This is a genomic window from Paenibacillus paeoniae (genome assembly GCF_003388735.1).
Classification (GTDB): Bacteria; Bacillota; Bacilli; order Paenibacillales; family Paenibacillaceae; genus Pristimantibacillus; species Pristimantibacillus paeoniae.
The window spans coordinates 1,939,799-1,956,103 of the sequence record NZ_QUBQ01000001.1 but is presented as its reverse complement, the minus strand read 5'-3'; the positions used below and the strand labels follow the sequence as shown (position 1 = coordinate 1,956,103).

Annotated in this window: 15 protein-coding genes; 13 read left to right on the top strand and 2 right to left on the bottom strand. The window is 50.1% G+C overall.

Features of this window, described 5'->3' with window-relative positions:
* The first annotated feature begins 60 nt into the window (after nucleotides 1-60).
* From DX130_RS08960 to DX130_RS08925, 8 genes are all read left to right on the top strand, one after another.
* A complete protein-coding gene (locus DX130_RS08960; RefSeq protein WP_116044511.1) occupies nucleotides 61-759 on the top strand; it encodes a response regulator transcription factor in 699 nt (232 codons plus the stop codon).
* The gene (locus DX130_RS08955; protein ID WP_116044509.1) at nucleotides 756-2,114 is read left to right on the top strand and encodes a sensor histidine kinase; all 1,359 of its coding nucleotides are present in this window, start codon (nucleotides 756-758) and stop codon (nucleotides 2,112-2,114) included. The genes DX130_RS08960 and DX130_RS08955 overlap by 4 nt, the downstream gene beginning before the upstream one ends.
* Nucleotides 2,115-2,137: 23 nt before the next feature.
* Nucleotides 2,138-2,998 carry a carbon-nitrogen hydrolase family protein gene (locus DX130_RS08950; RefSeq protein ID WP_116044508.1) on the top strand — a complete coding sequence of 287 codons (861 nt, stop codon included), beginning with the start codon at nucleotides 2,138-2,140 and terminating at the stop codon, nucleotides 2,996-2,998.
* Between the two features lie 21 nt (nucleotides 2,999-3,019).
* A complete protein-coding gene (locus DX130_RS08945; protein ID WP_116044506.1) occupies nucleotides 3,020-3,682 on the top strand; it encodes a GNAT family N-acetyltransferase in 663 nt (220 codons plus the stop codon).
* A gap of 43 nt (nucleotides 3,683-3,725) precedes the next feature.
* Nucleotides 3,726-4,400 carry a GNAT family N-acetyltransferase gene (locus DX130_RS08940; RefSeq protein WP_116044504.1) on the top strand — a complete coding sequence of 225 codons (675 nt, stop codon included), beginning with the start codon at nucleotides 3,726-3,728 and terminating at the stop codon, nucleotides 4,398-4,400.
* Between the two features lie 122 nt (nucleotides 4,401-4,522).
* Entirely contained in the window at nucleotides 4,523-5,179 is a 657-nt protein-coding gene (locus tag DX130_RS08935) for an MBL fold metallo-hydrolase (protein ID WP_338068623.1), read from the top strand.
* Nucleotides 5,180-5,679: 500 nt separating this feature from the next.
* Nucleotides 5,680-7,203, top strand: a complete 1,524-nt coding sequence (locus tag DX130_RS08930) for a glycine betaine uptake BCCT transporter (RefSeq protein WP_116044501.1) — start codon at nucleotides 5,680-5,682, stop codon at nucleotides 7,201-7,203.
* A gap of 533 nt (nucleotides 7,204-7,736) precedes the next feature.
* Nucleotides 7,737-9,803, top strand: coding sequence for an endonuclease MutS2 (locus tag DX130_RS08925; protein WP_240644368.1), 2,067 nt, complete (start codon nucleotides 7,737-7,739; stop codon nucleotides 9,801-9,803).
* Nucleotides 9,804-9,825: 22 nt separating this feature from the next.
* Here DX130_RS08925 and DX130_RS08920 read toward each other — a convergent pair whose 3' ends face one another.
* Nucleotides 9,826-10,464: a thiamine diphosphokinase gene (locus tag DX130_RS08920; RefSeq protein WP_116044499.1), complete on the bottom strand. Its 639-nt coding sequence runs from the start codon at nucleotides 10,462-10,464 to the stop codon at nucleotides 9,826-9,828.
* A gap of 206 nt (nucleotides 10,465-10,670) precedes the next feature.
* On the opposite strand from DX130_RS08920, the gene DX130_RS08915 reads away from it, so the two are divergent.
* Both DX130_RS08915 and DX130_RS08910 read left to right on the top strand, forming a co-directional pair.
* Nucleotides 10,671-11,333, top strand: coding sequence for a trimeric intracellular cation channel family protein (locus tag DX130_RS08915; protein WP_116045855.1), 663 nt, complete (start codon nucleotides 10,671-10,673; stop codon nucleotides 11,331-11,333).
* A gap of 5 nt (nucleotides 11,334-11,338) precedes the next feature.
* Nucleotides 11,339-11,833 carry a low molecular weight protein-tyrosine-phosphatase gene (locus DX130_RS08910; RefSeq protein ID WP_116044497.1) on the top strand — a complete coding sequence of 165 codons (495 nt, stop codon included), beginning with the start codon at nucleotides 11,339-11,341 and terminating at the stop codon, nucleotides 11,831-11,833.
* Nucleotides 11,834-11,896: 63 nt separating this feature from the next.
* Here DX130_RS08910 and DX130_RS08905 read toward each other — a convergent pair whose 3' ends face one another.
* Complete coding sequence (locus DX130_RS08905; RefSeq protein ID WP_116044495.1) at nucleotides 11,897-12,634, bottom strand: alpha/beta hydrolase; 738 nt, start codon at nucleotides 12,632-12,634, stop codon at nucleotides 11,897-11,899.
* 283 nt (nucleotides 12,635-12,917) lie between these two features.
* On the opposite strand from DX130_RS08905, the gene pdhA reads away from it, so the two are divergent.
* Genes pdhA through DX130_RS08890 form a run of 3 tightly spaced genes read left to right on the top strand, consistent with a single transcriptional unit; the run spans nucleotide 12,918 to nucleotide 16,303 of the window.
* A complete protein-coding gene (gene pdhA, locus DX130_RS08900) occupies nucleotides 12,918-13,985 on the top strand; it encodes a pyruvate dehydrogenase (acetyl-transferring) E1 component subunit alpha (RefSeq protein ID WP_116044493.1) in 1,068 nt (355 codons plus the stop codon).
* Nucleotides 13,986-14,005: 20 nt separating this feature from the next.
* Nucleotides 14,006-14,983, top strand: coding sequence for an alpha-ketoacid dehydrogenase subunit beta (locus DX130_RS08895; RefSeq protein WP_116044492.1), 978 nt, complete (start codon nucleotides 14,006-14,008; stop codon nucleotides 14,981-14,983).
* A 39-nt stretch (nucleotides 14,984-15,022) separates the two neighbouring features.
* On the top strand, nucleotides 15,023-16,303 hold the full coding sequence (locus DX130_RS08890; protein WP_116044490.1) for a dihydrolipoamide acetyltransferase family protein: 1,281 nt from the start codon (nucleotides 15,023-15,025) through the stop codon (nucleotides 16,301-16,303).
* Nucleotides 16,304-16,305: the final 2 nt, after the last annotated feature.

The following is a 16,305-nucleotide window of genomic DNA, read 5'->3' as shown; positions in this document are numbered from 1 at the left end:
ATATCCTTCTTTATGATGATAATATTGTTGGGATTCTAACAAGAAGGAAGGTCCAGACTCATGAATGAACGCATACTTGTCGTTGAAGATGAAGCGGGGATCGCCCGCATATTACAACTAGAGCTTGAACACGAAGGATACACGGTAGGCGTGGCCAATGATGGGCGCAAAGGATATGAAATGGCATCTTCCGGCGAATGGCATCTTGTGCTGCTGGATGTGATGCTTCCGGAGATGAGCGGAATTGAAGTGCTCCGCCTTATCCGCCAAGCTGGAAATCCCGTTCCTATTATATTGCTTACAGCTAGAGATACCGTCCCCGATAAGGTGAGCGGATTCGAGCATGGAGCTAATGATTACATCACGAAGCCGTTTGCGGTAGAAGAACTGCTGGCCAGGGTCAGAAATATATTGCGTATTTTCCAACAATATCCGAAGGAAGCGGAAGGCTCAGATTTAATCAAGCTTGGCGATCTGACGATTGAGCTTCGCACGCGCAAAGTGTTTCGCAAGGATCTGCTGATCGAGCTGACGCCTCGTGAATTTGAGCTGCTTGTTTATTTGGTTGAAAATCGCAATGAAGAGAAGTCTCGTGAAGACATTTTATCTGAAGTATGGGGTTATGACTTTATCGGGGAAACCAATCTGGTTGACGTGTATATTCGTTATTTGCGCCAAAAGCTGGACAAGGGCTATCGCCATAAGCTGATTCATACGGTACGCGGCGTAGGCTACATGATAAAGGAGCCGGATGCATGACGCTGCGTAAACGGTTTACGCTTTTCACCATTTTTTGGCTTATATTAATCTTGATCTTCTTTAATATATTCGTCTACTTCTATGTCATCAAGATTACGACAGAGAGTGAAGAAGAGGTCATCTCGACCAAGGTCAACATCATGCTGGAAAATCCGCGAATTCAGAGCGGCCGAGCGCTTAGCTCCCCGGAGCTGCTGGAAGAGTACAGCAATATCAACGAGATGGTCCGTATCATTGCGCCCAATAACCGTGTGCTGAATATCGGCATGGGTTCGCATCCTGCGCTGCTTGAAATCCCGGCGGAGTTCAAGCCCTATCATGACTCCGGTATGATTACGAGAGGCGGGGAAAGAATCATTTTTATGCAGGTGCCTCTCTTCGAGAATGGCAAAGTCATTGCCATGCTGGAAGTGATGCGTATTCTGGATGAGCTTGATGATTATTTGCAGGTACTGGTTGCTGCGCTTAGTGTAACTAGCGGAGGCGCTATTCTCTTCGCGATTTTCGGCACCTATTGGTTTACTTCCAGGTTGACTGCTCCGATTCAACAAATGGTTAATACGATGCGCGAGATTGACCGAAGCGGCAAGCTTCGTCAGATTGACATGGGCAATAGGGAAGAGTCGGCAGAGCTTCAGCAGCTTGTCCGGGCGTTCAATCAGATGATTGAACGGCTCGATCGCACCTTTGCGAGACAAAAGCAATTTGTAGCGGATGCTTCGCATGAACTGAAGACGCCGCTAACGGTTATTAGCAGTTATGCAGGGATGCTGAAGAGATGGGGCAGAGATGACGAGAGCGTACGCGATGAAGCGGTCGAGGCGATTGCCAAGGAAGCAACGCGCCTTCAAGTCCTGACGAAATCGATGCTTACGCTGGCTGAAGCGGAGCAGGAAGACTGGCTGAAGCTGGAGATGTTCGATGTCGTTCAGGTAGTGGACGAGCTTGCGACGATGCTGCAGACCACGTTCCAACGGCCGATTCGTGTCAAAGCGCTATCCAGAGTCGTTCGCATGATGGGCGATAAGGACAAGATTCGGCAATTGCTGGTTATCCTGCTGGATAACGCGATCAAGTATTCCAAGGAACCGATTGATATCTCTATTACGTTAATGAAGAACATTGTGAAAATCGAAGTGAAAGATAAAGGCATGGGTATTCCGGAAAAAGAAATTCCGCATTTGTTTGAACGCTTCTACCGCGTTGATGGCGCAAGAAGCCGCTCGACAGGCGGAGTTGGTCTTGGTTTGTCTATTGCCAAGCGGATCGTCGATCTGCATGAAGGCAAGATTGATGTCTTCAGCTTGCCGGAGCTGGGCACGACGATTACGCTCCAGTTCAAGCAACGCAAATAATCGATTTCAGGGGGAGTTATACCATGAAGTATCGTGTAGCGGCGGTGCAATACAAGCTTGCCGACATCCAGAGTTTCAAGCAATTCGAAGAGCAAGTTACCCACTACGTAAGGAATGCATCCGAGTACGGGGTGCAATTCCTGCTCTTCCCTGAGTTTATGACGACTCAGCTTCTATCGATTGGGGACGATCAGGGCGAGCCGCTTCCGATCGGGAAGCTGCCTCATTTTACAGAAGACTACAAGCGGTTATTTTCCAATCTGGCCAAAGCTTACGACATGTACATAATCGGAGGTACTCACGTTGTGGAAGTGGAAGGCGGAAAACGCCGCAATGCCGCCCATCTGTTTCATCCGAATGGTAGGATCGATGTTCAAGACAAGATTCATCTCACTCCTACGGAAGTAGAGGAGTGGGATATGTCGCCGGGCGATGGTGTTGAGGTGTTCCAGACGCCATTCGGCACAATTGCCATGCTTACTTGCTATGATATCGAGTTTCCAGAGATTGTTCGGATGGCAAGAGCGAAGGGGGCAGATGTGATCTTCTGTCCATCCTGCACCGATGACCGCCATGGCTTCTATCGCGTTCGTTATTGCTGCCATGCGAGAACGATTGAAAACCAGATTTATGTTGTGACGACAGGGACAGTCGGCGCACTTCGCAAGGTAGACTTTATGCGCGCTAACTTCGGTCAAGCTGCCATTCTTGCACCGAACGACATTCCATTCCCTCCTGCAGGCATTATTGCGGAAGGTATCATCAATGACGACATGCTCGTTGTGGGCGATCTTGATTTATCGTTGCTTGAAGAAGTCAGAAAAAACGGCTCGGTTATGACCTGGAGAGACAGACGGTCGGATCTGTATCCGGACTGGAGCTGACGGCGGAGAGGAGCTTCGCGAGTGAATAAACATCTATACGTATGGCATAACGGGAAACCGGTGGAGGCTGTTATTCGTAATTATTCAGAGCGTGACTTTGACGGACTCATTGAAGCACAGCGCTTAAGCTTCCCGCCGCCTTATCCTGAGGAGTTGCATTGGAACAAGGAACAGCTTGGCGAGCATGTGAGCCGTTTTCCCGAGGGGGCGCTTTGCGCCGAGATTGACGGACGCATTGCTGGCTCCATGACCGGTCTGATTATCAATGTTGGAGATTATGAGCATAATCACAACTGGGAAGCAGTCGCGGATAACGGCTATATTCGCAACCATCGTCCGAATGGCAATACTTTGTATGTTGTCGATATTTGCATCATCCCGGAATTCCGTAAGACGGGACTTGGCAAATGGCTGATGCAGTCGATGTACGAAACGGTCGTACAGCTGCGGCTGGAGCGCTTGCTGGGCGGAGGTAGAATGCCCGGATATGGAGCCAAATCGCAGGAAGCGACTCCGCAGCAATATGTTGAGAAGGTATTGTCAGGCGAATGGAATGATCCTGTAATTTCATTCCTGCTTCGCTGCGGTCGTGTACCTGTCGGCATTGCCGAGAATTATTTGGATGATGAAGAATCGCTTAATTATGCAGTCATTATGGAATGGCGCAATCCATTTCTTTCCTAACCAATATGAATGAAATATCAAGCTGAATCGGAGTGACGAACTTATGTTAACCTATCATCGTATTACCTCCATTGACGATCCTTACTTCAAGCCACTGCATGAGCTGCTTGGCTCGATCTTCCCGCCGGAGGAAGTGCTCGCTTACGAGCTGTGGAGAGAGCCTCTGCTGGACGAGAACATCCATGTATACGTTGCGCTGCATGGAGATGAGGTTGTCGGCTCTACGGAATACCGTTATTATCCTTCGCTTCGCGTAGCGATGACGGACTTTACGATTATCGGCAAGCCGTCGCTTGGGGTGGGACGCTTCCTGATGCGAAGCCGTCAGCGTGATCTGGAGCGTCTGGCGAAAGAATCGGGCACAGAGCCGCTTGGCATGTTTGCAGAAATCTATGATCCTTATCGCGCCGCTTCCCATGAATTCGGCGGTGTATCGCCAATGAATCCGTATGTGAGAAGAGAAGTGCTGTCCCATATGGGCTACAAACGTCTTGATCTCGCTTATGTTCATCCCTCTTGGGATCATGAAGGACATGCGGTTACAGAGCTTGACCTTGGCTTTTTGCCACAAGACGAGACGGCAGACGAGATCGATGCAGCGCTTGTCGCAGCTTTTCTGACCGGCTATTACTCGGCTTTGCCGAACAAACCGGAAGCATGGTTGACGATGATTGACCAATTGCAGGGCATGACCACCGTTCGACTGCTGCCTCTATGACCACACTAATATTTTGCGGAACGGGGGACTCTCAAGGGGTGCCCCGTTCTTATTGTGATTGCCAGGTATGCGTAGAGGCAAGAGCGGCAGGGAGCAATCGAAGGCTCAGGCCGTCATTTTACATGCGGGAGCCTGTATCCGGCACGACATGGATCGACTGCGGTCCGGATTGGGGACGTCAAATGGAGGATGCAGGCTTTCGCTCAGTTGATCGGATGCTAATTACGCATGCCCATTACGATCATATTGGCGGCCTGCCGGAATGGTACGATGCATGCAGATGGACGGATAAGGAAGGGCTGACGTATTGTCCGGCGGAAGTTATTCCAGAGATTACGGCGAGATTTCCATGGGTAGCTTCACGTCTCCGCTTTATCCCGATGGAGGAATCTCTCGTTCTGGGAAAGTGGGTCGTACGATGCTTCCGTGTACATCACGGTCGCAATGGCTACTCCTATGCCTTTGAGTTTATTCATTCGGTTAACGGTTACCGCTGGATCTATTGTTCGGATGCGATTGATTTGACGGAAGAACAGCAACGGCCGTTCTATGGAGCGGATCTCGTCATATTGGGTACTAGCTTCGTCAAGGAGCCATATCCGATCCATACACGATCGATATACGATGTGGAGGAAGCTATAGAGCTATTTGAGCGTTGGAAGCCTGGTCGGATGGTCCTGACGCATCTTTCTCATGATATCGATGTGAATAAGAAGGATGTATTGCCGGAGGGAGTACAGTTCGCAGTAACTGGCATGTCGATAACATTATGTGATTGACCGTGGTATCTTGTCTAGTCCGGTCTGTTCACTTGTTTAGTGAGCTCGACTAATGAATGTAGCATCTCAAGAAAAGGAATGGCGGATGGCGGTCTCAAGAGAGGTTCGTTTCACCGCCATATTTTTTTGCGGTCATTGCCGCTTGCTTGAGCAAAACGTGGGAGAGCGAACGTCGCCTAGGCTCTAGGGTAGCTTTTTCCAGGTCGGGCCTCCAGGCAGAAAGCATCATAATCCTCGATAAAAGCAAAACCCCTCGCAACTCCGGTATTGTGGGCGCTTTCTTACTCCATATTCAACTAGTGTTTCGAGGCACCACTAATCTGGATTTCCGTTGCTCTCAACGCGATTAGTTGTGTGTGGCACTGCTATTTGACCTCCTTAGGCAAATCCGGGCAATAACGATTCTAGGTACCACAAATTCGAGTTTTTCACCTTATAGGATATCCCCAATATTTTTGCGGGCAGCAGGAGATGCTATGGCATAAAAGGGGGCACATGTCATGGTTTTCCGGCTATCCATCATTATCGTTACGTTGTTTGTGCTTTGGGGAGCCCTGCAGCCGGATCAGCTGTCGTCGGTTGCCAACGTCGTATTCGATATGACCATTGATAAATTCGGATGGTTTTACTTGCTTTCCATGTTCGGTTTTTTAATCTTTTCGTTTGTTTTAGCCTTCGGCAAGTATGGGAGCTTCAAGCTGGGGAATGACGATGATGACCCAGAATATTCGCTGCTCTCCTGGTTTTCCATGCTTTTCAGTACAGGGATGGGCATTGGCCTTGTGTTCTGGGGTGTTGCCGAACCGCTGTCGCACTATTTGGTCCCGCCAGAGGGGCTGACCGGAGGGACTACGGATGCAGCCAGAGTCGCAATGCGCTATTCGTTTTTCCACTGGGGTCTTCATCCCTGGGCGATTTATACCATTGTCGGGCTTATCCTGGCCTACCATCAATTCCGGAAAGGACGCAAAGGTCTCATCAGCATCACATTCCTGCCGATACTGGGCGACCGGGTGTACGGGCCAATCGGCAAAAGCATTGATCTGCTTGCCATTATCGCCACGGTATTCGGAGTGGCAACGTCGCTTGGCTTGGGCGCGCTTCAGATCAATGGCGGCTTAAACGCGTTGTTCGGCATGTCGACTACAACAGGATCGCAGATTTGGATTATTGTCGTTATGACCCTTTTATTTATGGCCTCTGCGTTATCCGGGGTTGATCGCGGGATCAAAATCTTAAGTACGGCTAATTTGATTATAGCTTTTTGCCTGTTACTGTTCGTTTTTTGTGTTGGGCCTACCGCGTTTATTTTGGATACACTGACGAATACGCTTGGTTCATATGTGCAGAATTTGATTGGCATGAGCTTGCGGCTGACACCGTTCTCGGAGAGCAAATGGATCGGAAACTGGACGCTTTTTTACTGGGCATGGTGGATATCGTGGACGCCTTTTGTCGGAACCTTTATTGCCAGAGTTTCGAAGGGAAGAACGATCAAGGAATTTGTGTTAGGCGTGTTGATTGTGCCAAGCTTGCTTGGGTTTCTATGGTTTTCCGTATTTGGAGGGACGGGTTTGAATATGGAGCTGCTGAAGCACATTCCGCTTGCCGCTGCCGCAGAGCAGGATGTAACGTCTGTCTTGTTTCTGCTCCTTCATCAGCTTCCGCTGGGCCAATTGGCATCAGGGGTGGCAACATTGCTTATCGTTATCTTTTTTGTCACCTCGGCCGACTCGGCCACTTTTGTATTGGGTATCTTATCGCAAGACGGCGATCCTAATCCTAAAGCAAAAGTGAAGCTGGTCTGGGGAGTGCTGCAATCTACAATTGCGATCGTCCTGCTTCTGAGCGGAGGACTGAACGGCTTGCAGACGGCATCTATTGTGACGTCACTGCCATTCGCTGCGATCATCGTCGGCATGTGTTTCGCATTAATTCGTTGTTTGCGGGAGGAAGAGAAGCTGCGCCGTATTCGGGAGCGAAAGCGGCAGAAGAAGCTGGATGAGTTGATTGATGGCATGTAAAAGAACCGGAGTATGCAGGATAGAACATGATGGAGAAGCGGGACGCATGCCATGTCTAAAACGGTATTCCATGCGATTGTTGCTCACTGACTTGACACGAGGAGCCGCATTTTATACGATAAAAGGGACTAAGCATGTTAAAGGGGCAATTTTAATGATTACCGGTGTTCTTAACTCGTAATTGGATATGATCAGGACGAGAGCAGCTTCTTGGCGTCAATGACACCCCAAGAGCTATTTTCACATACTCCTCTGGAGTCGCGATTTTTCTATCGTGAGTTCAAAGGTGTATTTCGTTAGCTGATCCCATGAGTTGAGAACATGAGGATTTCCGCCCACCATGCTATAGGGATGAGGCCAAATCACCGTGCTCCGTGCACGGTTTTTTTTATACCCTTTTTTAGTGCTGCGTCATATTGACGCAACACATGCGGGTATAAATGGCTCCATTTGTTAAAAGGCAGGAACGGAACGCACTCGCGTTTTCGTTGCTGTCTTTTTTTTTATGCTCATTTTTAAGGAGGAGTTCAAGGATGAACGAAGCAACACTAAGGAAATTGGAGTATGACAAGATTAAACAAATGACGGTTGACTGGACCGTCTCGGATGCCGGCAAGAAGCTGGCAGAGAAAATGAAGCCAAGCATGTCCAAATCGCAAATCCAGGCATGGCAGAACGAGACATTCGAAGCTTCCGAGCTGCTCGGAAGCGGGGCAAGCATTCCATTGTCCGCGATGGAAGGGATTGAGGCATTTCTCGTCCTTCTGGGGAAAGGCCGGAGCTATACAGAGCATGAGCTGGAATCATTGTCCGTATGGCTTGGATCCGTCGCACAAATGAAAAGGTATATGCGAGGAAAAGCGCATATTGCACCGACGATTGCAGCTTATGCGGAATCGATGGACGATTGCAAGCCGCTTCGCGAAGAGCTTGGGAGATGTATTCGTTACGGAATGCTGACGGATGAAGCCAGCTCCGATCTGGCTTATGTCCGCAGGCATATCTATGCAACGGAAGACAAGATCAGCAAGAAGATGGAGCACTCGCTCAGCAAATACCGAAGCTCACTGCAGGAGAGCATTGTCAGCAAGCGGAGAGACCGCTTTGTGCTGGCCGTTAAGCGCGAGCTTCGCAAGCAAGTGCCGGGAACGGTGCTTGACGAATCATCCAGCGGCCAGACGCTTTTCATCGAGCCTAATGACGTGTCGGATCTTCAAGGAGAGCTTGCGGAATGGCGGTCGGCGGAGGATCGGGAGCGTATGATCGTGCTCTCGAATCTATCCCAGTTGGCGGAGAGCTATGCACATGTATTGGAGACAAATGCGCAAGCCATGGCGAGCTTCGACTTTATTATGGCCCGAGGCAAGCTTGCCCGGAGCTGCGGCGGTCGGCGCGTCACACTCAGCGATGAGCCGGTTATATGGCTGAAGGGCGCAAGGCATCCTCTGCTGGGCGCCGACAGCATGCCACTTGACGCAGAGCTTGGCATACGCTGGAAGCAACTCATTATAACAGGACCCAATACTGGCGGGAAAACGGTATCTCTCAAAACGATCGGTCTCCACGTGCTAATGGCTCAATCCGGATTGCTTATTCCGGCAGAGGAGGGGAGCGTGCTTGGTATCTTCCGCCATGTCGTAGCAGATGTGGGCGATGGGCAAAGTCTGGAGCAATCGCTCAGTACCTTCTCCTCTCATATTGCTGTATTGAAGGAGATGTTCGAAGTGGCGGACACTCGGACACTTCTCCTGCTGGATGAAATGGCAGCGGGAACAGATCCATCGGAAGGCATTGCGTTATCTATTGCGATGTTGGAGATTCTGCTAGAGAGAGGTTCACTTGTAGGCGCAACAACCCATTTCAATGAGATAAAATCATTCGCTGCACGTACCCCAGGATGTCAGAATGGCCGCATGGCCTTTGATCCGGTTACGCTTAAGCCGCTCTATCGACTAGAAATCGGCGAGGCGGGCGACAGTCATGCGTTTGCGATAGCAAGACGGTTTGGATTGCCGGAGGCGGTCATGCTTCGTGCAGAGAGCCTATTGTCCAACAAAAAGGAGACAATTCCTGCGTCTGCATCCCCATTGAGTGGGAAGGAGAATTCTCTGGATTCGCAGCAATCCCGAAACGAGCAGGAGCAATCGCTGGATTCGCAGCAATCCTGGCATAAGCAGGAGCAGTCCCGGAATCGGAATGAGCGTGAACTTCGTTCAGACACTAAGCTGCCGCTGACGATTCCATCTCTCGGCAGATCGCCCGTCCATTCTGTAGCAGCGAAGCCGCCGCTAAACTCTAACGAGGGCAAGCGGAAGCGGGTTTTCGAAAAAGGAGATTCCGTATGGATCTTTCCTCTCAGACGGGCAGGAGTCGTATATCGACCCGCTGACGAGAAGGGAAATGTCTTGGTTCAGGTGAAAGGGGAGAAGCTAAGCTTTAACCATAAACGGCTGAAGCTGTATATTGCCAAAGAGGAGTTGTACCCCGGCGAATCGTATGACCTCGATATCGTCTTCGAGTCCAAGGAGCACCGAAGGGCGCGTCATGATATGAGTCGGAAACATGTGGAAGGATTGGAGATCATCTTGCCCCCAGAATAGGGGGCAATGGATGGGGAGGGTGTTAGTCGCGGCTGCGGATGACGAGCAGCTTGCCCTCCCTAACTTCTATAGTGCCTTCATCGCCCAGCAACACGTTGCTAATTCCTAGCGACATGCCGATGGTGAGCGTCGCTTCAATCAAAGGGTACTGAAAACCGGTTAGCGTAATGCCAGTGACCTTCTCAGACAGGGGCAGCAGCGAGACCTGAGGATGATCGCTGCGCTTCAAGACGGTTGTTTTCGAGATTAAACGGATTTCGTTATGCTCGTCTGCGATTACTGCCTCAACGCCTTGCTCATGTGAAAGCATCAGGAGATGAACATTGGCGAGCGAATGATCGAAGCGAGTACCCAGAACGCCTAACAGGAGCAGTTGCCGGGGCTTCATGTCTAGCGCCAGGCGAAAGGCCATCTCGGTATCGGTATAATTTTTGTCTATGGGATCGCAAGCGATAGTATTGCCGCTCTTGGCGCGAATTTCCACCATTTCCGCCTCCGTTACCGAATCGAAATCACCGATAGCGATATGGGGCGAACGGCCATGTTCCATTAGAAACTTGGCGCCGCTGTCTGCGCCGATCAACGTATCCGAGGAATGAATATGCCCAAGAGCCCAAGGTCCCAAGTTCCCTCCGGCGAAAATAACGATGCGTTGCTGCATGAAAGGGACTTCCTTTCTGACCTGTGATTGGTTGTTATGTATCCATATAAGGTTAATACGCCTCTCAGTATATCGTTTCGCGGCTGATTCGACAATGCGCACAAAAAATGTCGTTGCGAATATGGGGAAGTCGGATATAAAATGGGAAATGACGTATGGCACCAGCCATTCATAATGGACGGGAAGCGGGGATAGTAGCTGTGAGTATGGACATATTCAACGTATTCAGCTTAATCGGCACCATTGCCTTTGCGGTGAGCGGAGCGGTCGTTGCGATGGAGGAAGAATACGATATTTTGGGCGTATACGTGCTTGGACTCGTGACGGCCTTCGGAGGAGGGGTCGTGCGGAACCTGTTGATTGGGGTTCCCGTTACAACGCTGTGGAGCCAAGGCTACTTATTTATGACGGCACTTACGGCGATGACGATCGCTTTTATCCTCCCGGTCAGATGGATACTCCGCTGGAGACGAAGCGAGGCTTTTTTCGATGCGATTGGACTTTCTGCTTTTGCCATTCAGGGGGCCCTGTATGCGACGAAAATGGAGCATCCGCTTAGTGCGGTGCTTGTAGCAGCTATGCTGACCGGTATCGGCGGCGGGATCATCCGCGACGTGCTGGCGGGACGCAAGCCGCTTGTGCTCAAGGATGAAATCTACGCGGTATGGGCGATGCTGGCAGGCGTTGCGATCGGGCTCGGCTGGTTCAAGTCGACGATTGAGCTGCTGGCGTTGTTTGCGATTATAATTACGTTCCGAATGTTATCCGTTTACTACAAATGGAAGCTTCCGCGCAGATCACTCCGAGGCGCTTTTGCGGCATCAGAGAAGGCAGCTATTCGGAGAATGAAAGTGAAAAAAGGGGAGTAGTCATCATGGAGCAAAGCGTACGTGTTTTATTTATTTGTCTTGGCAATATATGCAGATCGCCAATGGCCGAAGCGGTCATGCGCAGGCTGGTATTGGAGCAGGGGCTGGAGAGCCGTATCTCGATTGATTCCGCTGGGACGGGCGATTGGCATATCGGCCGTGAGCCGCATGAGGGCACGCGCAAGGTGCTCGATACGAACGGTATTTCGTATGAAGGCATGACAGCGCGTCAAGTCAGCCCGCAGGATTGGACTGGCTTTCATTATTTGGTCTGCATGGATCGGAAGAACTTGAAGGATGTACGCGAGATGATGTCGGGTACAATGGAGAAGAATGGGGCGGAGAAGCTGTTCACCTTTATGGAGCTGATTCCAGAGAGAGGCGTGGCGGATGTGCCGGACCCTTATTATGAAGGCAACTTTGATTATGTGTATGAGTTGGTGAACGAAGGCTGCAGCGCTTTGCTGGACAAAATTAAAGCCGACATGGACTGGAGATAGAGAATACGGCAACCGATAATTCGGTTGCTATTCTCTTCCGGGCCATGCCGGCCTTTTTTTGATTTATTCTACTTCAATGAAGTAACGAAGCGCCTGCGGAATCTCCTTCTGCCAGAAGCCCCATTGATGCTTGCCGTCCTTCTCTTCATAAAAGATGTTGGCTCCTTTATGTTCCAGTAGGGCGCGTGTGTTGCGGTTCAGCGCGATGAAGTCGTACACGCCGCGATCCGTCTCAAAGGCGTCTTCCTGCAAGCCGACTATCATGTAAATGTTGAGCCAGCTGAGGTCCAGCGCATGGCCTACAATGTTCTGCGAGCTTGCATAGAATGCGCCTGACATCGACATGACCCGTGTAAAGAGCTGTGGATATTCCAGCGCCAAATGAAGCGAAACCGTGCCCCCAAGCGAATCTCCGGCAAGCAATCGATGCTGGGGCTCACGGCGCACCGGATATTTTTCTTCAATGAATGGTACAAGCTCTTCCGCGAAGAAACGCAGGTATGCGGCGTGACGATTGCCGTCGGGTGCGTACTCCTCGGTGCGTACTTTTTTGTCGACATCGACCCCTACTATTATGAAAGGCTCCAATCCTTCGTCGAGGATAAGCTGTGTTGCGGTTGTCGCTACACGGCCAAAGTTGAAGAAATCTTCTCCGTCCTGACAGTAGACAACGGGATAGCTAAGCACTTCATTATACCCAGGCGGCAGAAATATGCGCAGATTGCGCTGCCCTTCAACCAAGTAACGGCTGTCTACCGTTTCCTTCAAAATGGTTCTTTTCAAATATCGCGCATCAGTCATGCTCAAAACTCCTTATTTTTATTGAATGGATTACCGTTGTTGTGGGTAAACAATAGTAAGGTGTATACGGGAAATGGGGCGAGTACAAGCTGTTGTATTATTCTGTACTACTACATTTAGAATGCTGTAGCATATACAATTCCTTAACAGAATAGCCGGAATGAGCGAAAAAACAACGGTTTTTTTGTTTTTTGCTTTGACCATTTTCGTTAAACAGGGTTATAATAATTCTATAACAGAGATACACGATTTTCAAATATTTCGATTGAGGTGAGCGTTCAAAATGAGCAAATTGCCATACGAAGTTCAAACGGAACCGGTCACGCCGCTATCTGTATTGTCACTCGATGGGGACGTAATTAATCCGGATCTTATGCCAGATTTGACTGATGAGCAACTTAAAGAGATCATGTATCGCATGGTATTTACCCGCACATGGGACGAGCGTGCCGTTAACTTGGGCCGCCAGGGTCGTCTTGGGTTCTACGCGCCAGTATCTGGCCAAGAAGCTTCAATGGTGGGCAGCGAATACGCACTTAATAAAGATGATTTTATCTGCCCTGGCTATCGCGACATGCCGCAGCTTGTATGGCATGGTCTGCCTCTGTACCAGGCATTCCTATATTCCCGTGGTCACCAGCATGGCGGCCAAATTCCTGAAGATGTGCATGTTCTTATGCCGCAAATCATTATCGGCGCACAAATTCTGCATGCTACAGGCGTAGCAATGGCGTTTAAGAAAAAAGGCGAGAAGCGCGTAGCAATCACTTACACAGGTGACGGCGGTTCTTCCGAAGGCGACTTCTACGAAGGTCTTAACTTTGCAGGCGTGTTCAAACTGCCTGTCATTTATGCTGTACAAAACAACGGCTACGCGATTACGACTCCTTTCGCGAAGCAGACGGCTGCATTGTCGATCGCTCACAAAGCGGTAGCTGCTGGCATCAAAGGCGTTCAAGTAGACGGCATGGACGTTCTGGCTGTTATTAAAGCTGTAAGAGATGCAGCTGAGCTTGGACGCAACGGCGAAGGCGCGACATTGATCGAAATGCTGACTTACCGTTTCCGTCCGCACTCCATGGCGGATGACGCTACGAAGTATCGTACGAAGGACGAAGAAGCGGAATGGGCGCTGAAAGATCCTTTGATCCGTTTCGGCAAGTTCCTGGAGAAAAAGGGTCTTTGGACAGAAGAAGACACAAACCGCGTAAAAGAAGAAGCAAAAGCTACAGTTAATGAACACATTAAAAAAGCGGAAGCGGTAGAAAAAATGACCGTGGCAGGCTTGATCGATACGATGTTCGAAACAACACCGCAATACTTGGAAGAACAAAAGGCTGATTTTCAATAAAAGGGGAGGACGAAACGATCATGGCTCAAATGAATATGCTTGAAGCGATTCGCGATGCGATGCGCGTAGAACTTAAACGTGACCCGAACGTGCTCATCTTCGGCGAGGACGTAGGTAAAGTCGGCGGTGTATTCCGCGTAACGGAAGGTTTGCAGGATGAATTCGGAGAAGAGCGCGTATTCGATACGCCGCTTGCGGAATCTGCAATCGGAGGCTTGGCAGTAGGTATGGGCTTGCAGGGCTTGCGTCCAATCGCCGAAATTCAATTCGTAGGTTTTATTTACGAAGCGCTTGACCAAATGTTCATCCAGGCTGCACGTATGCGTTACCGTTCCGGCGGTCGCTACAACTCGCCAATCGTATTCCGTACGCCTTTCGGCGGCGGTGTAAAAGCGGCTGAGCTGCATACGGATTCCCTGGAAGGTCTGGCTGTGCAAACGCCAGGTATCAAAGTTGTTATTCCTTCCAATCCATACGATGCAAAAGGTCTGATGATCTCTGCAATCCGCGACAATGATCCGGTATTCTTCATGGAGCATCTGAACTTGTACCGTGCGTTCAAGGCTGATGTGCCTGAAGGTGAGTATACAGTTGAAATCGGCAAAGCGAACGTTGTTCGTGAAGGCAGCGACGTGACGATTATCTCTTACGGCATGATGGTTCACACCGCTGTGAAGGCAGCCGACGAGTTGGAGAAACAAGGCATCAAGGCGGAAGTTATCGACCTTCGTTCCCTAGTGCCGCTTGATATCGATACCATCGTGGCATCGATTCAAAAAACAAACCGCGCTATCGTGGTTCAAGAAGCGCAAAAAACATCCGGCATTGCTGCCGAAGTGATCGCGCAAATCAACGAAAAAGCGATTCTGCATCTGGAAGCTCCAGTGCTTCGCGTTGCTGGTCCGGATACGATATATCCGTTCGCGCAAATCGAAGATCAATGGTTGCCGACACCAGCGCGTATCGTAGCTGCGGCTCAGAAAGTTATCCAATTCTAATATATTGAACGGAACATTTTTAAAAGGAGGTTACGATCGGTGGCTAAATTCGAATATCGATTCCCAGAGCTAGGCGAAGGCCTGCACGAGGGCGAAATCATCAAAGTACTGATTAAGCCGGGCGCTACAGTGACGGACGATGACATTATTATGGAAGTACAAAACGATAAAGCTATCGTCGAAGTACCTTGCCCAGTTAACGGCAAAGTGCTGGAAGTATTGGTGAAGGACGGACAGGTTTGCCATGTTGGCGAACTGGTAGCTGTTATTGACGCGGAAGGCGACCTTCCTGAGCAAGCAACTCCTGCAGCGGCTGAAGAGCCGAAGAAGGAAGAAGCGGCTCCTGCAAGCGCACCAGCTGCTGCTCCTGCTCCTGAAGCTAAAGCAACAAATGCTCAAGTATTGGCGACGCCAAGCGTACGCAAATACGCTCGTGAGAAAGGCGTAGACCTGACTCAAGTGAGCGGTACTGGCAAAAACGGACGCATCACGCGTGACGATGTGAACGGATTCGGCGGAGCACCTGCGGCTGTAGAAGCAGCGGCGCCTGCAGAAGAAAAAGCGGCTTCGGCTGGCGAGGCAAAAGCGGCAGCTCCAGTAGCGGCTGGCACGCCTTACCGTCCAGAAGAGCGCGTACCGTTCAAAGGTATCCGCAAAGCGATTTCCAATGCAATGGTGAAGTCGGTTTATACGGCTCCACACGTAACGATCATGGACGAAGTCGATGTTACCGAGCTGGTAGCGCTTCGTACGAAATACAAGCCTTACGCAGAGAAAAAAGGCTCCAAGCTTACGTATCTGCCGTTCATCGTGAAGGCTCTGGTAGCGGCTTGCCGCCAGTTCCCAATTATGAACTCCACATTGGATGAGCAAAATCAAGAAATCGTGTACCGCAAGTTCTACAACGTCGGTATCGCAACAGATACGGATAATGGCTTGATCGTACCGGTTATTGAAGATGCCGACCGTAAAAACATCTTTATGGTTGCCGACACAATTCGTGACCTTGCCGTACGCGGCCGCGACGGTAAGCTTGCTGCGAACGAACTAAGAGGCAGCACAATCACGATCTCAAACATCGGTTCCGCAGGCGGTATGTTCTTTACTCCGGTTATCAACTTCCCTGAAGTTGCGATTCTGGGTACAGGCCGCATCTCCGAGAAGGCGATTGTACGCGATGGCGAGATTGTAGCAGCACCTGTTATGGCATTGTCCCTGAGCTTCGACCACCGTCTGATTGACGGCGCAACGGCACAAAACTTTATGAACTATATCAAACAGCTATTGGCACAGCCTGAGCTGTTCATAATGGAGGTCTAACA